At 70.6% G+C, this 15046-nt stretch carries 12 protein-coding genes; 9 read left to right on the top strand and 3 right to left on the bottom strand.

Annotated elements, in window-relative coordinates:
• The first annotated feature begins 5 nt into the window (after positions 1-5).
• Positions 6-533, top strand: coding sequence for a TrmH family RNA methyltransferase (locus tag WMF43_RS33615; protein ID WP_437671010.1), 528 nt, complete (start codon positions 6-8; stop codon positions 531-533).
• Between the two features lie 51 nt (positions 534-584).
• On the opposite strand, the gene WMF43_RS33610 is transcribed toward WMF43_RS33615, so the two are convergent.
• From WMF43_RS33610 to groES, 3 genes are all read right to left on the bottom strand, one after another.
• Positions 585-1127, bottom strand: coding sequence for a GNAT family N-acetyltransferase (locus WMF43_RS33610; protein ID WP_437671009.1), 543 nt, complete (start codon positions 1125-1127; stop codon positions 585-587).
• A gap of 118 nt (positions 1128-1245) precedes the next feature.
• On the bottom strand, positions 1246-2874 hold the full coding sequence (gene groL, locus WMF43_RS33605; protein ID WP_437671008.1) for a chaperonin GroEL: 1629 nt from the start codon (positions 2872-2874) through the stop codon (positions 1246-1248).
• A 32-nt stretch (positions 2875-2906) separates the two neighbouring features.
• The gene (gene groES, locus WMF43_RS33600) at positions 2907-3197 is read right to left on the bottom strand and encodes a co-chaperone GroES (protein ID WP_104984057.1); all 291 of its coding nucleotides are present in this window, start codon (positions 3195-3197) and stop codon (positions 2907-2909) included.
• A 452-nt stretch (positions 3198-3649) separates the two neighbouring features.
• Between groES and WMF43_RS33595 the strand changes: the two genes are divergently transcribed.
• From WMF43_RS33595 to WMF43_RS33560, 8 genes are all read left to right on the top strand, one after another.
• On the top strand, positions 3650-4255 hold the full coding sequence (locus WMF43_RS33595; protein WP_437671007.1) for a hypothetical protein: 606 nt from the start codon (positions 3650-3652) through the stop codon (positions 4253-4255).
• The gene (locus WMF43_RS33590; protein ID WP_437671006.1) at positions 4255-4914 is read left to right on the top strand and encodes a hypothetical protein; all 660 of its coding nucleotides are present in this window, start codon (positions 4255-4257) and stop codon (positions 4912-4914) included. The genes WMF43_RS33595 and WMF43_RS33590 overlap by 1 nt, the downstream gene beginning before the upstream one ends.
• 147 nt (positions 4915-5061) lie before the next feature.
• A complete protein-coding gene (locus WMF43_RS33585; RefSeq protein WP_437671005.1) occupies positions 5062-5961 on the top strand; it encodes a response regulator in 900 nt (299 codons plus the stop codon).
• Positions 5962-6274: 313 nt separating this feature from the next.
• A complete protein-coding gene (locus WMF43_RS33580) occupies positions 6275-8227 on the top strand; it encodes a hypothetical protein (RefSeq protein ID WP_437671004.1) in 1953 nt (650 codons plus the stop codon).
• Positions 8228-8307: 80 nt separating this feature from the next.
• The gene (locus WMF43_RS33575) at positions 8308-9312 is read left to right on the top strand and encodes an AAA family ATPase (protein WP_437671003.1); all 1005 of its coding nucleotides are present in this window, start codon (positions 8308-8310) and stop codon (positions 9310-9312) included.
• Positions 9313-9330: 18 nt separating this feature from the next.
• The gene (locus WMF43_RS33570) at positions 9331-10293 is read left to right on the top strand and encodes a DUF58 domain-containing protein (protein ID WP_437671002.1); all 963 of its coding nucleotides are present in this window, start codon (positions 9331-9333) and stop codon (positions 10291-10293) included.
• A 5-nt stretch (positions 10294-10298) separates the two neighbouring features.
• Positions 10299-12203: a vWA domain-containing protein gene (locus tag WMF43_RS33565; RefSeq protein WP_437671001.1), complete on the top strand. Its 1905-nt coding sequence runs from the start codon at positions 10299-10301 to the stop codon at positions 12201-12203.
• The gene (locus WMF43_RS33560) at positions 12200-15022 is read left to right on the top strand and encodes a VWA domain-containing protein (protein ID WP_437671000.1); all 2823 of its coding nucleotides are present in this window, start codon (positions 12200-12202) and stop codon (positions 15020-15022) included. The genes WMF43_RS33565 and WMF43_RS33560 overlap by 4 nt, the downstream gene beginning before the upstream one ends.
• The last annotated feature ends 24 nt before the right edge of the window (positions 15023-15046 follow it).

Genomic DNA, 15046 nt, shown 5'->3' with positions numbered 1-15046 from the left:
GCGCCGTGAAGATCCCGCCGTTCGGGCTGACCACCCAGGAGATCCGCGAGGAGCTCGCGCCGCTGCGGAACGACTTCTCGGTCGCGGTCTGCCGCGCGAAGAACCCGTTCAACATCGGCGCCATCATCCGCGTCGCGCACTCGTTCCTCGTGCGGGAGATCTTCCTGATCGGAACCGAGCCCTATTACGAGCGCGCCGCGATGGGCATGCAGAAGTACGAGACCCTCGTCGAGTGCCCCGACGAAGCGGCCTTCCTCGAGGCCACGCGCGGCCGTCCGCTCATCGGCGTCGAGCGCGACCACGCGCGGCGGACCCTCTGGGAGGCCCCGCTGCCGCACGGGCTCGTGTTCCTCTTCGGCAGCGAGGACGACGGCCTGCCGCGGGTGCTGCTCGACGCGTGCGACGACGTGATCGCGATCCCCATGTACGGGATCAACCACTCGTACCCGGTGGCGATCGCCGCGGGCATGACCATGTGCGAGTGGGCCCGGCGGCGCGACCCGCGCGGGGGCGTGACGCGCGCGGGGTCGTGACCCGCGCCGGCCCAGGGGCGGCCCGCGCCCGGGCGCGCGGCGCGTGGCGTGTTACGCGCGCACCTCGCGGAAGCGCTCGAACACGAGGAGCTCGCCGAGCAGGTCGTGTTCGAGCGTCCCGGCCGGGCGCATCCCGAGCTTCTCGATCACCCGGAGCGACGCGCGGTGCCAGGACGGCGTCGTGGCGATCACGCGCGTCACCCCCGCCTGCTGCAGCGTCCAGTGCAGGACGGCGCGCGACCCCTCGGTCGCGTAGCCCAGCCCCTGCGACTTGCCCTCCACGCCGTAGCCGATCTCCACGGTGCCGGTGCCGTCGGGCCGGCCGTTCAGCACGACGCTGCCGACGACGACGCGCTCCTCCTGCTCGCGCGTCACCATCAGCCGCGTGCCCCAGAGGAAGGCGTCCGGGTCCTCGCGCAGCCGGTCGAGCGGCGAGCTGAAGGCGCGCTCGACGAGGGCGCGCCCCGGCCAGGCCTCGGGGAATCGCGCGCCGGACAGGGCCTCGGCCTCGCGGCGATCCCCGCGGATGACCGCCTCGAGCAGGGGCAGCGAGACCGGAGTGAGCTCTAGGCGCTCGGTGGTAAGGGTGCTCATCGCGAACCTGCGGCGGATCAGATCACGCGTCGCCGCCTGCCGGAAGTCGAAAGGACGAAGGGCCGACTTCCCAGGGGAAGCCGGCCCTCGCCCGCCAGGCTAGCTGCCCGGACCTCGATCAGAAGTCGTGGCCGTGGCCCGCGTGGGCGCCGCCGGCCGCCGGCTTCTCCTCCTTCGGCCGCTCAGCGATGAGCGCCTCGGTCGTGAGCATCAGGCTGGCGACGCTGGCCGCGTTCTGGAGCGCCGACCGGACGACCTTGACCGGATCGATGACGCCCATCTCGAGCAGGTTGCCGTAGTCGCCCGAGGCCGCGTTGTAGCCGAACGAGTCCTTGCCCTCGCGGACCTTCTGCACGACGATCGAGCCCTCTTCGCCCGCGTTGGCGGAGATCTGGCGGAGGGGCTCCTCGATGGCGCGGCGGATGATGTTCACGCCGAACCGCTGCTCGTCGTTGACCTGGATCTTCTCGAGCGAGCTCTGCGCGCGGATGAGCGCCACGCCGCCGCCCGGGACGATGCCCTCCTCGACGGCCGCGCGGGTCGCGTGGAGCGCGTCCTCGACGCGGGCCTTCTTCTCCTTCATCTCGGTCTCGGTCGCGGCGCCGACCTTGACCACCGCGACGCCGCCCACGAGCTTCGCGAGCCGCTCCTGGAGCTTCTCGCGATCGTAGTCGCTCGTGGTGTGCTCGATCTGGGCGCGGATCTCCTGCTGCCGGGCCTTGATCTTGTCCTTCTTGCCCTGGCCGCCGACGATCGTGGTGTTGTCCTTGTCGATGATGACCGTCTTGGCGCGGCCGAGGTCGCTGATCGTGACGTTCTCGAGCTTGAGCCCGAGCTCCTCCGCGATCACCTGGCCGTCCGTCAGGATGGCGATGTCCTTGAGCATCTCCTTGCGGCGGTCGCCGAAGCCCGGCGCCTTCACGGCCGCGCAGTGCAGCGTGCCGCGGAGCTTGTTCACGACGAGGGTCGCGAGCGCCTCGCCCTCGACGTCCTCGGCGATGATGAGGAGCTGCTTCTGGCTCTTCGCGATCGCCTCGAGCACCGGGAGCAGATCCTTCATGTTGGAGATCTTCTTCTCCGAGATGAGGATGTACGCGTCCTCGAGGGTCGCCTTCATGGCCTCGGGGTCGGTCACGAAGTACGGCGAGAGGTAGCCGCGGTCGAACTGCATGCCCTCGACCACGTCGAGGGTCGTGTCGGCGCTCTTGGCCTCCTCGACCGTGATCACGCCCTCCTTGCCGACCTTCTCCATCGCGTCGGCGAGGAGCTTGCCGATCGTCTCGTCGCCGTTCGCGCTGATCGTGCCGACCTGCGCGATCTCCTTCGCGTCCTTGGTCTGCTTGGCCGAGCCGCGGAGGTGCTCGACGATCGCCTCGACCGCCTTGTCGATGCCGCGCTTGATCTCCATCGGGTTGTGGCCCGCGGCGACGAGCTTGGAGCCCTCGCGGTAGATCGCCTGGGCGAGCACGGTCGCGGTGGTCGTCCCGTCGCCGGCGATGTCGCTCGTCTTCGAGGCGACCTCGCGGACCATCTGGGCGCCCATGTTCTCGAAGCGGTTCTCGAGCTCGATCTCCTTGGCGACGGTGACGCCGTCCTTGGTGACCGTCGGCGAGCCGAAGCTCTTCTCGATGACGACGTTGCGCCCCTTCGGGCCGAGCGTGACCTTGACGGCGTCGGCGAGGGCGTTGACGCCCGCGAGGATCATGCTGCGGGCGGACTCGTTGTAGATGATTTCCTTGGCTGCCATGTGTCTCTCCTAAGTTCCTGCTGTCGCCCGCGTCACTTCTCGATCACGCCGAGGATGTCGTCCTCACGGAGGATGAGGTGCTCCTCGCCGTCGATCTTCACCTCGGTGCCCGAGTACTTGCCGAAGAGGACGCGATCGCCCTCCTTGACGTCGAGCTTCCGCACGGTACCGTCCTCGCCGACCTTGCCGTTGCCGACGGCGATGACCGTGCCCTCGATCGGCTTCTCCTTCGCGGTGTCCGGAATGAAGAGGCCTCCCTTGGTCTTCTCCTCTTCCTTCACGCGCTGAACGATCACGCGGTCCTGGAGCGGTCGAATCTTCATGCTTGCGAATCCTCCGGGGACGAGCGCCGCGTCCCACGAAACGGCAGGGCCACCAGGCAGCCGGACAGGCAGCCGCGAGGTCCCCACGATTGCAGTCTGGGCACTTTGCTAGCACTCGCTTCCGACGAGTGCTAGCGAGCGGCGCCGAAGATAGCCACCCCCTCGGGCGTGTCAAGCGCGGCAGAGACCGGGGCTTCGCGCGTTAGCAGCCAGGCCCGAGGGTGGCTGTAAGTCCTGGAGATCGCAAGGAAAGTGCGGGACGTGAAGCTGGGCTCGGTGAGGCTCGCGGGCTAAAGTGAGGGCATGAGGGCGATCAAGCGGCAGCACGATGACGCGGCGCCCTCACGTTCTTCAGCCCGACGGAGGCCGACAGGACGTGTCTGGTTGACCTGAGCGCGCGGTGGCCCGGGTTACGTCGGTATCCAGGGCACCCGCGCAAGTGAGGTGCCCCCGTGAGCCAAGCGATCTCCGTGTCCCCGAGCATGACCCGCTACTTCCAGGAGGTTGTGGACGAGGCGCTCCGCGTGAGGAACGTCGCCGCGACCGAGGCGGCGTCCAGTTACCTCGTCAGCCTGCTTTGTGCTTTCGCTCACCCGGATGAGCACGCCGGATCCACGTTCAACCAGCCTCTGACCTTTCTGCTGCGCGACGCCCTGGAGGCCACCGGCGCCGAGCGCTTCCAGCGGCTGCGCAACCTTGGAGACGGCGTGCTCTACGCGGTCGGCTTCTTCGGCGGCCACATCGAGCTCAAGGGGATCGACCGCGGCTACGTGGTCGGGGTCGGGTCGACCGCCTACCACCATGCCGCCGCTATGCTGCGCCTCAACGCGCGCGTCGGCCAGGGGCCGGATGTTCTTTCGGAGCTGGCCGAGAAGTTCGAGCGGTTCGTGAGCGTCCTGAACGATGTGGCCGACGGAACGATGGCCTCGGGCGCCCGCGACGAGCGAGCGGTGCTCCGGCTGTACGAGCGCTGGCTTCGCACCGGATCGAGCCGCCTGGCCGACGAGCTCGGGGCGCGCGGGCTCGTGCCGTCCCGCGGCACGGGCGGGCTCAACTGATGGAGGGCGAGACCTTTCCCGCCCGGATCCAGCAGCACCTCGCCCGGACGTACGGGCTCGACGACGCGCCCGCCGTCGATGACTTCATCCGGCCGACGGACGGCGGGGCGCGCGAGGCGCTGCTGATCCGGCACGCAGGCGGCGACCTCGAGGTGGCGCTGCACCTGCCGCGCCGCGCGATCACGCGGGGGCGGCAGGGGACGTTCGACGAGATCTGCCAGATCGTCGAGGGGGTGAGCCACTTCCTCTACGTGGCCGAGCGGGCGCGCAGGGAGCTCCCGACGACGCAGCTCGAGCTCGAGCTCCAGGCCGAGGTCGACAAGTACGTGCTGCTGGTCCACGGCGGTCTGGCGGACGAGGTGGAGCTCCCGGGCCCGCCGCTCCGGCGCCGCGATGAGGCCGCCGGCCCGGGGCGCTTCGCGCCCGAGCGCGCCGCGCGGATCCGCGCGCACCTGTTCGAGCGGATCACCTTCACGGATCCCCCGGGCACGGAGGCGGGTGATCGTTACCGGATCGCGAACGAGCTGGCGGCGCGCTTCGCGGGCCGAATCGAGGCGGAGTTTGCCCGCCGCGGCCGGCACGCCGAGATGCTCGCCGCGCTCCGCCGCTTCTACGCGGCGGGGCAGACGGAAAAAATCGCCCTCGCGCGTGCAGCGTGAGCGGCGAGCGGCGAGCGGCGAGCGCGCCGCGTCGGCCGGCGCGCTCGCCCCGCCGTCTGGCCTGAGAAGCCGCAGCAGCGAAGCGTTCTCTCTTGACCGGTTCGCGCGCACGTACTCTCATCCGCATCTACGATGCCTTCCGCGAGCATGTTGCCGCCGCCCCGCGTGCTGGTGGCCGAAGACGAGCCGGCGATGTTGAGCCTTGTTGCACGTCACCTGAGGAACCTCGGTTTCTCGGTGATCGAGGCCTCCGAGGGCGATGCCGCCTGGGACCTCGCGAACGAGCACCGGCCGGATCTGGTGATCCTCGACGTGATGATGCCCGGCATGAGCGGCTGGGAGATCTGCAAGCGCCTGAAGAGCGACACGTCCGACGGCCGGCCCTTCGCGAGCACCGGGGTCATCATGCTCACCGGGATCGGCGAGAACCTGAACGAGATGACCTCGCCGCTCTTCGCGGCGGACGCCTGGCTGAACAAGCCGTTCGACTTCGCGGATCTCGACGAGCGCGTCCGCGAGACGCTCGCGCGGTACGCGAAGCCGCTGCCCGGATCGAACGGCAGCAAGGGCCAGGCGAGCCTCGAGGACGAGGGGGGCGACGACGTGGAGGAGGTCGAATCCGAGCCGCCGCCGCGCCCGACGCAAGCCTCCGGGGGTCGCGCGACGGCCGGGAAGAGGTCGACGGCGAACGGCGCCCCGGCGGCGACGAAGAAGACGGCCGCGAAGCCGGCGGCGTCGAAGCGGGGCGCGACGAAGAAGCCGGCGTCGAAGAAGACGGCCGCGAAGCCGGCGGCGTCGAAGAAGGGCGCGGCGCCGGCGGCGTCGAAGAAGACGGCCGCGAAGTCGACGGCGTCGAAGAAGGGCGCGGCGCCGGCGGCATCGAAGAAGGCGGCCGCGAATCCGGCGGCGTCGAAGAAGGCGGCCGCGAAGCCGGCGTCGAAGAAGGGCGCGGCGCCGGCGGCGTCGAAGAAGACGGCCGCGAAGCCGGCGGCGTCGAAGAAGACGGCTGCCAAGAAGGCGGCACCCAAGAAGAAGACGGCGAAGTAGTCCTACCCGGGCCGGCGCCGCGCGCCGCGCCTGATCCCGCTCTCCCACGCATGTGCGCGCCCGGCTGTTCGGCCGGGCGCGAGGTCTGTCCGGCTCATCACCGAGGCGTGGCCTCCGCGCTCCGCCGACGGCACGCGGGCAGCGAAGACGCCGCCGCGCGCCGGGAATCGTCGGGGTTTGCCGCGCGTATCGGCCTCGCGCTCCTCCGGGCTCCGCCCCGGAACTTTCGGGCGCGTGACCCGTCAGCAGGTACAATGCCGCGACGTTTCAATCTCGAGGGCCCCCGCGGGGGGCGCCCGGAGCGCCGAGCACCGTGAGCGACTCTCGCACCACCCACCTGGACCGTATCCGCAGGGCCGCCTTCGTGGTCGAGCTCAGGCTCCGCTTCGGGCGTGCGCTCCGCGCGCTGCCGAGCGCGCTCACCGTCGCGCTGGCGGTCGCTGCCGGGACGCTCGCGGTCCACAAGGCGCTGCCCGGGCACCTGAGCGAGCCGCGGGCGCGGCAGATCCTCCTCGGCTCGGGCCTGCTCGTGCTGGCCGCCGTCGTCGTGGCGATGCTGCGGCGCCTGCCTCCGCGGGCCGGCACGGCGGCCCTCGACCGGCACCACGGCCTCCACGACCGCCTGACGAACGCCCTCGCGTTCGAGGCGCTGCCCCCGGAGCAGCGGACCGCGATGATGGAGGCGGCGATCGACGACGCCTGCGAGCACGCCGCCGCGCTGCGCCCCGCCGGCGCCGCGCCGCTCGCGTTCCCGCGCGATCTCGGGGCCTCGGCGGCGGTGGGCCTCGGCCTGCTCGCGGTGGCGCTGCTCGAGGTGCGCACCCCGCGGCGGGAGGCGCCGGTCGCGCCGACCATCGACGCGCTCACCATGTCGCCCGACGACATCGAGCTCTTCAAGGACGCGGCGAAGGCGCTCGAGCGGCAGGAGCAGAGCCCGGAGATGAAGGCCGCGGTCGAGCGGTTCAACCAGCTCATCGAGGACATCGCCAACAAGCGCCTCGAGCGGACCGAGGCGTTCCGCCGCATGGAAGCGATCGAGCGCGAGCTCCTCAAGGGGGCCGAGGCCGATCTGAAGGCGCTCGAGGAGGCGCTGAAGGAGACCGGCGCCGACCTCAAGAAGAGCGAGCTGACGAAGAGCGCCGGGGAGTCGTTCCAGAAGAAGGACCTCGAGCAGGCGAAGAAGGATCTGAAGGAGCTCGCCGAGAAGCTCCGGGACAAGAAGCAGAAGCTCGACAAGGCCGAGCTCGAGCGGCTGCGCAAGGCGCTCGCCGAGGCGGCGTCGCGCCGCAAGGAGGCCCTCTCCGCGATCAACGAGAAGCGGGCGGAGGTGCGCGAGCAGCTGCTCAAGCAGAAGCAGAAGGCCCCCGCAAACGAGCAGCAGAAGTCCGAGGAGGAGCGGCTGCTCAAGAAGAAGGAGCGCGAGCTGGAGCGGCTCGACCGCGAGGCCGAGCAGCAGGAGCGGACCGGCCGCCAGCTCGACCGGCTCGATCGCGAGCTCGCCAAGGCCGCCGAGGACCTGCTGAGGGATCTGGGCATGTCCGCGGACGACCTGGAGCAGGCCGCCGAGGACATCAACCGGATGCAGCAGGAGGAGATGTCTGAGAAGGAGAAGGAGGAGCTGCGCCAGCGGCTCGAAGAGCTGCGCGAGCTCCTGCGCCAGCAGGGGCAGGGGGGCAAGCAGCGGATGGCGCGGATGCTCCGGTTCGGCAAGCGCGCGCGCGGCGGCAACCAGGGCAGCGGCGACGAGCAGCAGGGGCAGGGGCAGAAGGGGCAAGGGGAAGGCGAGCAGGAAGGGCAAGAGGGCCAGCAAGGGCAGTCGGGCCAGGGCGGCCAGGGCAAGGGCGGGCAAGGCCAGGGGCAGGAGCTCGTGATCGGGCCCGGCGGCAAGAAGATCCCGGTGCCCGGCGGCGGGGCCGGCCAGGGGCAGGACGGCGAGGGCAAGGGCCAGGGCAACAGCAACGGCGGCAACCAGCCCGGGGGCGACGGCGCCGGCTCCGGCCGCGGCGGCGAGATCGCCGGCCAGCGCACGGACCCGAAGATGGGGACCCAGGACGTCCAGGCGCAGGGGCTCGACACCCAGCAGGGGCCGTCGAACAGCGAGGTCATCCTCAGCGCCGCCGAGCGGGGGTTCAAGGGGACCGGCTACAAGAAGGTCTTCACGCAGTACCACACCGTCGCAGAGCAGCAGATCAACAAGGACCAGATCCCTGACGGATACCGGTTCTACGTGAACCGGTACTTCCAGCTCATCAGGCCGCGCGAGTGAGTCGAGCCGGCGGCTCGAACGACCGCGCCTCTACGGACGCTTACGGACGCTCCGCGACAGCGGGCTCGAAGCAGGATGATATGGCCGAGAAGACGAAGGAAGCAGCGCGCGCCGAGGTGAGCGAGTTCGGCGCGCGCATAGGCGAGCTGCGCGAGGAGGTCGGCAAGGTCATCGTCGGCAACCGCGAGGTGATCGACGGCGTGCTCACGTGCATGCTCGCGGGGTCGCACGCGCTGCTCGAGGGCGTGCCGGGGCTCGGCAAGACGATGCTCGTGCGGACGATGGCGGAGGCGCTCGATCTGCAGTTCTCGCGCATCCAGTTCACCCCCGACATGATGCCCGCGGACATCATCGGCACCACGGTCATCGACGAGAGCGCGGGCGGGCAGCGCTCGTTCTCGTTCCGCAAGGGGCCGATCTTCGCGAACATCGTCCTCGCCGACGAGATCAACCGGGCGACGCCGAAGACGCAGAGCGCGCTGCTCGAGGCCATGCAGGAGCACCGGGTCACCGTGTCGCGGCAGAGCTACACGCTGGAGGAGCCGTTCTTCGTCCTGGCCACCCAGAACCCCCTCGAGAGCGAGGGGACGTACCCGCTCCCCGAGGCGCAGCTCGATCGGTTCTTCTTCAAGCTGCACGTGCCGTTCCCCAGCCGCGACGAGCTGAACGCGATCCTCGAGCGCACGACGGGGACCGGCGCGGCCGAGGTGCGGCCCGTCCTGAACAGGGATCGGATCGTCGCCATGCAGCGGCTCGTCCGCGAGGTGCCGGTGGCGAAGCACGTCCAGGACTACGCGGTGCGGCTCCTCCAGGCCACGCACCCGACCGAGGGGGACAGCCTCGACATGGTGAAGCGGTTCGTGAAGTTCGGGGCGTCGCCGCGAGGGGCGCAGGCGCTCCTGCTCGCCGCGAAGATCCGGGCCCTCTTCGAGGGGCGCTTCGCGGCGTCCGTCGACGACGTGCGGGCGTGCGCGCTGCCGGCGCTGCGCCACCGCGTGCTGCTCAACTTCGAAGGCGAGGCCGAGGGCGTGAAGACCGACGAGGTGCTGCAGGCGATCCTCAAGCACTTGCCGGAGAGCAAATGAGGCATCGCCGAAGGTAGCATGGGGATCCTCGACGCGTTCAAGAGGGCCGCGGCCCCGCTCCGGCGTATCTCCGGGCGCTCCGCGCTGTCCGCCGGCGCCTCCGACGAGGAGCTCTTCGACGACGAGTTCCAGCGCAAGCTCGACTACCTCGCGATGGTGAGCCGCCGCGTCTTCTCGGGGGCGATGCGCGCGGAGCGGCGGACCAAGAAGACCGGCTCCGGGGTCGAGTTCGCGGATCACCGCGACTACGCGCCCGGCGACGACTTCCGGTACCTCGACTGGGCCGCGTACCAGCGCTTCGATCGGCTCCTCATCAGGCTCTACGAGGAGGAGGAAGATCTCTCGATCTACTTCATCGTGGACACGTCGGCGTCGATGGCGTTCGGCGACGGCGAGAAGCTGCGGCACGCGAAGCGCCTCTGCGCGGCGCTGGCCTACGTGGGCCTCGCCAACCTCGACCGGATCGCGATCGTCACCGCGACCGACGAGATCAGCGGGCGCATGCAGTCGACCCGCGGCAAGGCCCGGATCTTCAGGATCTTCCGCTTCCTCGGGCAGGCGCGGGCGGACGGCCCGACCGATCTCGGCGAGGCGATGAAGACGTTCGTGGCGCAGCACAAGCGGCGCGGGCTCGCCGTCGTCCTCAGCGACCTCTACGATCCGGACGGCTTCGAGCGCGGCATCAACGTGCTCCGGTACAACCGCTTCGAGCCCTTCGTGCTCCACATCGTCGACGGGCGCGAGGCGCGGCCCGCGCTGCGGGGCGACGTGCGCGTCTACGACTGCGAGACCGGCGACGAGCGCGAGGTCACGGTGACCCCGAAGGTGCTCGAGCGTTACTCCCAGGCCTACGAGCAGTACCTCGACGAGGTCCGCCGCTTCTGCACGTCGCGGCAGGTGAGCTACTTCCGCGCCGACGTCTCCGTCCCCTTCGACGAGCTGATCCTGCGGGTGTTCCGCAGGGGCGGCTTCCTCCGGTAGCGGCCATGCATTTCACCGGCGTCCCGCTGCAGACGTTGCTCCAGATCGGCGCGCTCGCCGGCGCGGTGGTCGTCGTCTTCTACATCCTCAAGCTGCGCCGGCGGCCCGTCGCGGTCCCGTTCTCGAAGATCTGGGAGCGCGTCCTCCGGGACAAGGAGGCGACGAGCCTGTTCTCGCAGCTGAAGCGGCTGCTGTCGCTCCTGCTCCAGCTCGCGCTGCTCGCGCTGCTCCTGCTCGCGCTCGGGGACCCGCGCCCGGAGGCGAACCTCGTCGAGGGGCGCAACATCGTGGTCCTCATCGACGCGAGCGCGAGCATGCAGGCCGTCGACGTCGCGCCCTCGCGCCTCGAGCGCGCGAAGGAGGAGGTCAGGAAGATGGTCCGCGGCCTCTCCGGCAGCGATCGCATGCTGCTGGCGCAGATGGACGCCGCGGTCACGCCGCTGTCCACGCTCACCGGGGAGATCTCGGAGCTCGAGGCCGCCGTCGCGGCGGTGAAGCCGACCGACGCGACCGCCGACTTCGCGCGCGCGCTGCGCTTCGCGAGCGACACCCTGATCGGGCTGCCGTCGCCGGAGATCATCGTCGCGAGCGACGGCGCCCTGGGCGAGCCGGTCGACCCCGGCGGGCCGGTGCGCCTCGGCGACATCAAGCTGTCGTTCTTGCCCATCGGCAAGGGGTCGAGGAACGCCGCGATCACCGAGTTCTCGGTGCGTCGTTACCCCCTCGACAAGAGCCGCTACGAGGTGATGCTCGAGGTCACGAACACGAGCGACGAGCCCCTCGATCTCGAGCTGTCGCTGCTCGGAGACGGCCAGCTCACCGACCTGACGCGCCTCCGGCTGAAGCCGAAGGAGAAGCTGCCCCGCTTCTACCCGAACCTCTCCGGCGCCTCGAAGACGCTCGAGGCCAAGCTCGCGATGGCGGACGGCGGCTCCGACGATCTCCCCGCGGACAACCGCGCCTACGCGCTCCTCCCCGAGCGACGCCGCGCGCGCGTCCAGGTCGTCACGGCGGGGAACATGTTCCTCGAGGCGGCGCTGCTCCTCGACGAGTACCTCGACGTGACGTACGTCGAGCCGCAGCGCTACCCGGCGGCCTCCACGTTCGACGTGACCATCTTCGACGGCGTGGCGCCGACGGTCGCGCCGGGCAGCGGCAGCCTGCTCTACCTCGACCCGACCGGGACGAACCTCCCGTTCGAGGTGGGCAAGGAGGTCGTGGACGACGACCCGAACTACCGCCTCGGCTTCGACGAGCTCGACGCGAAGCACCCGCTCCTCCGGTACACCGCGCTCAGCGACGTCAACGTCGCGCGCGCCCACGTGCTCAAGGTCGAAAAGGAGGACAGGGTCGTCGGGCGGAGCTACAAGGGGCCGCTGCTCATCGAGGGGCGGCGCAGCGGCGTGAAGTTCGTCGCGCTCGGCTTCGACGTCCGCGAGAGCGACTTCCCGCTCCGCATCGCCTGGCCGCTCTTCCTGCTGAACGCCATCAACAACTTCGTCGAGGAGGACACGAGCTACATCTCCTCGTTCCGCACGGGCGCCGTCTGGCACATCCCGGCGTCCTCGTCCGCGGAGGCGGCCACGCTGGAGCAGCCCGACGGGACGAAGCGCGCCGTCCCGATCCAGGACGGGCGCGCCGTGTTCCTCGGGCAACACGCCGGCTTCTACACGCTGCGCGTCGGCGCCGGCGGCGCCGAGGAGGAGAGCATGTTCGCCGCCAACCTCTCCGCGCCCGAGGAGAGCGCGATCGCCCCCGCCGCCGAGCTCAAGGTCGACGGCCGCAGCGCGGGCGCCGTGAGCGAGTTCAAGATCGGCGTCCGCCGGGAGATCTGGGTCTACCTGCTCGCGGCGGTGCTCCTCGTGACCGCGATCGAGTGGTTCACGTACCACAGGAGGGTGACGGTGTGAGCGCGTTCAGCGGCCGCAAGCTCCGCGTCGTCGCGTGGGCGATCACCTGCGCCGCGCTCGGCGGGCTCCTGTTCTGGGCGTACCGGAAGTACGTGCTCTTGCACCCGGATCCGACGCTCACGTGGGTGCGCGGCGGGGTGACGTACGAGCTCCTCAACCCGAAGATGCTCGGCGCGCTCCTGCTCGCGCCCTGGTTCGTCGGCGTCCTCGCGGGGTCGCTCGCCGACCTGCCCCTCCCGCAGCGCGTGATCTCGGTCGTGCTGAGGATCACCTTCGTCGCGCTGATCGCCCTCGGGCTGTCGCGGCTCGCGCGGACGGCGACGACCGAGAAGGTCGCCACCATCTACCTGATCGACGTCTCGGACTCCGTCACGGACGAGGCGCTCGACGACGCGCGCGCGGCGCTCGACAAGGCCTTCGCCGAGAAGCCGGAGGACGGCGTCATCAAGGTGATCACCTTCGCGCGCCGGCCGCGGCTCGTCGAGCGCCCGGCCGGGGCGGCGGCCGGCCGCGAGGCGGAGCGGGGCGCGCCGGCCATCGGGCGCCACGTCGACGAGAAAGGGCAGCGCGGCGAGCTCGGCGCGGGCTCGAACCTCCAGGCGGCGCTGCAGCTCGCGTACGGGCTGTACCCGCCCGGTCATCTCAAGCGCGCGGTGCTGATGTCGGACGGCGTCCAGACCGACGGCGACGTGCTCGCCGAGGCGAACCGGGCGCGGGACTTCGGGGTGCGGCTGTTCGCCATCCCGTACCGGCGGCCCGCGCCGCCCGAGGTCGCGCTGCGAGAGCTCAGGATGCCGGACCGCGTGAAGGTCGGCGAGACGTTCGAGATCCACGCCGACATCTACGCGAGCCGCGCCACCAAAGCCCGGGCGCGCCTGTTCCAGGGCGAGGCGCTGAACGGCCTCGAGGGCGTGCGGGATCTCGAGCTCAAGGCGGGGCCCAACGACGTCATGTTCAAGAGCGTCGTGCGCATCGCGGGGCAGGTGACCTACGCGCTCGAGCTCGATCAGATCGCGGACGACAAGTTCAAGGAGAACAACCGGTACGCGACCACCATCGACGTCCCGGGGCGCCCGTCGGTGCTCTACATCGAGGGGACGCCGCAGCACGCGGGGCCGCTCTCGAGCGCGCTCACCGCGCAGCAGCTCGACGTCGACGTCAGGCCGCCGGCCGGCTTCCCGGGCTCGCTCAAGGAGATGGAGCGCTACGATTTCCTGATCGTGTCCGACACCCCGAAGGAGGCGCTCAGCCTCCAGGGGCAGGAGATCATCGAGAGCTACGTGCGCGATCTCGGCGGCGGGTTCCTCTTCGCCGGCGGCGAGTCGGGGTACGGCCTCGGCGGCTGGTACCGCACCACCATCGAGCGGATCCTGCCGGTGCGCATGGATAACGAGCGAAAGAAGGACATGCCGAGCGTCGCGATGGCGCTCGTCATGGATCGCTCGGGGTCGATGACCGGGCTGCCCCTCGAGATGGCCAAGGCCGCCGCGAAGGCGACCGCGGGGGTCCTGTCGTCGGACGACCTGATCGAGGTGATCGCCTTCGACTCGGCCCCGACCCGCTACGTCAAGATGCAGCCCGCGCGGAACCGATCGCGCATCGCCGGCGAGATCGCGCGCATCCAGCCGGGCGGCGGGACCGAGATCTTCGCCGCGCTCGACGCCGCCTACCAGGACATGACGGTCACGCAGGCGCGCAAGAAGCACGTCATCCTGCTCACCGACGGCAAGGCGCCGACCGGCGGCATCCGGGACCTCGTGTCCGCGATGATCGCCGAGTCGATCACGGTGACGACCGTGGGGCTGGGGAACGATCTCGACGAGCAGCTGCTCAAGATGATCGCCGACGTGGGCGGGGGGCGCTTCCACGCGGTCCCCGATCCGAACAACCTGCCGCGGATCTTCACCAAGGAGACCGAGATGATCGCGCGCGCCGCCGCCGTCGAGGAGTGGTTCCCGGTCACCCAGGTGGGCGACGCGGCGTTCCTCCGCGGCGTCGACATCCGCACCGCGCCGAACCTGCACGGCTACGTCTCGACCAAGCTGAAGCCATCGCCGGCGCAGGAGCTGCTCACGAGCGACACCGAGGAGCCGATCCTGGCGCGGTGGCGCGTCGGCCTCGGGTGGACGCTGGCCTGGACGAGCGACGTGAAGGCGCGCTGGGCCGTGGAGTGGCTGCGGTGGCCAGGCTTCGAGAAGTTCTGGGGGCAGCTCGTCCACGAGCACATGCGCCAGAAGCACCGGCGTGAGCTCGACATGAAGGCCGAGATCGTGGACGGAGAGCTGCGCGCGTCCGTCGACGCCTTCGGCGCGGACGATCGGTTCGAGAACAACCTGACCTCCCGGCTCAGCATCATCGGGCCCGAGCCCGGCGGGGCGACGCGGGTCGTCGACATGCGGCAAACCGCGCCAGGGCGGTACGAGACGGCGCTCGCGCTGGATCGGTACGGCTCGTTCCTGCTGCGGGCGGAGCACCTGCGCGAGGCCGAGGACGGATCGCTGCGCCCGGTCGCGGTCAGCTACGGCCACGTCTCCAACCCGTACCCCCGGGAGTACGCAAGCTTCGAGCCGGAGCTCGCGACGCTCGAGAAGGCCGCGACGTCGACCGGCGGCGGGGTCGACCCGAGCGCCGTGGCCGCCATCTTCGACCCCGCCGGGGAGAAGGTGACCTTCCACGAGGAGCTCTGGCAACGGTTCATCTACGCCGCGATGGCGGTCTTCCTGCTCGACCTGTTCGTCCGGCGGGTACGGCTCTTCGACCGGAAGTTCGTCGCGCGCCGGGGCCGCGGGGCAGGCGGCCGGAGCCTGCCCGCCGTGTGATGGGCCCTGCCGCGTCCGGACCCG

The sequence above is a fragment of the Sorangium sp. So ce131 genome (assembly GCF_051519095.1).
Classification (GTDB): Bacteria; Myxococcota_A; Polyangia; order Polyangiales; family Polyangiaceae; genus Sorangium.
Note: the sequence above shows the minus strand (reverse complement) of the source record. Positions and strands in the feature narration are given on the sequence as shown.

What these genes read in the sequence shown, in the direction of transcription:
- groL (WP_437671008.1), bottom strand. Translation starts at nt 2,874, where the DNA reads ATGGCAGCCAAGGAAATCATCTACAACGAGTCCGCCCGCAGCATGATC.
- groES (WP_104984057.1), bottom strand. Translation starts at nt 3,197, where the DNA reads ATGAAGATTCGACCGCTCCAGGACCGCGTGATCGTTCAGCGCGTGAAG.
- WMF43_RS33590 (WP_437671006.1), top strand. Translation starts at nt 4,255, where the DNA reads ATGGAGGGCGAGACCTTTCCCGCCCGGATCCAGCAGCACCTCGCCCGG.
- WMF43_RS33565 (WP_437671001.1), top strand. Translation starts at nt 10,299, where the DNA reads ATGCATTTCACCGGCGTCCCGCTGCAGACGTTGCTCCAGATCGGCGCG.
- WMF43_RS33585 (WP_437671005.1), top strand. Translation starts at nt 5,062, where the DNA reads ATGTTGCCGCCGCCCCGCGTGCTGGTGGCCGAAGACGAGCCGGCGATG.
- WMF43_RS33570 (WP_437671002.1), top strand. Translation starts at nt 9,331, where the DNA reads ATGGGGATCCTCGACGCGTTCAAGAGGGCCGCGGCCCCGCTCCGGCGT.
- WMF43_RS33575 (WP_437671003.1), top strand. Translation starts at nt 8,308, where the DNA reads ATGGCCGAGAAGACGAAGGAAGCAGCGCGCGCCGAGGTGAGCGAGTTC.
- WMF43_RS33610 (WP_437671009.1), bottom strand. Translation starts at nt 1,127, where the DNA reads ATGAGCACCCTTACCACCGAGCGCCTAGAGCTCACTCCGGTCTCGCTG.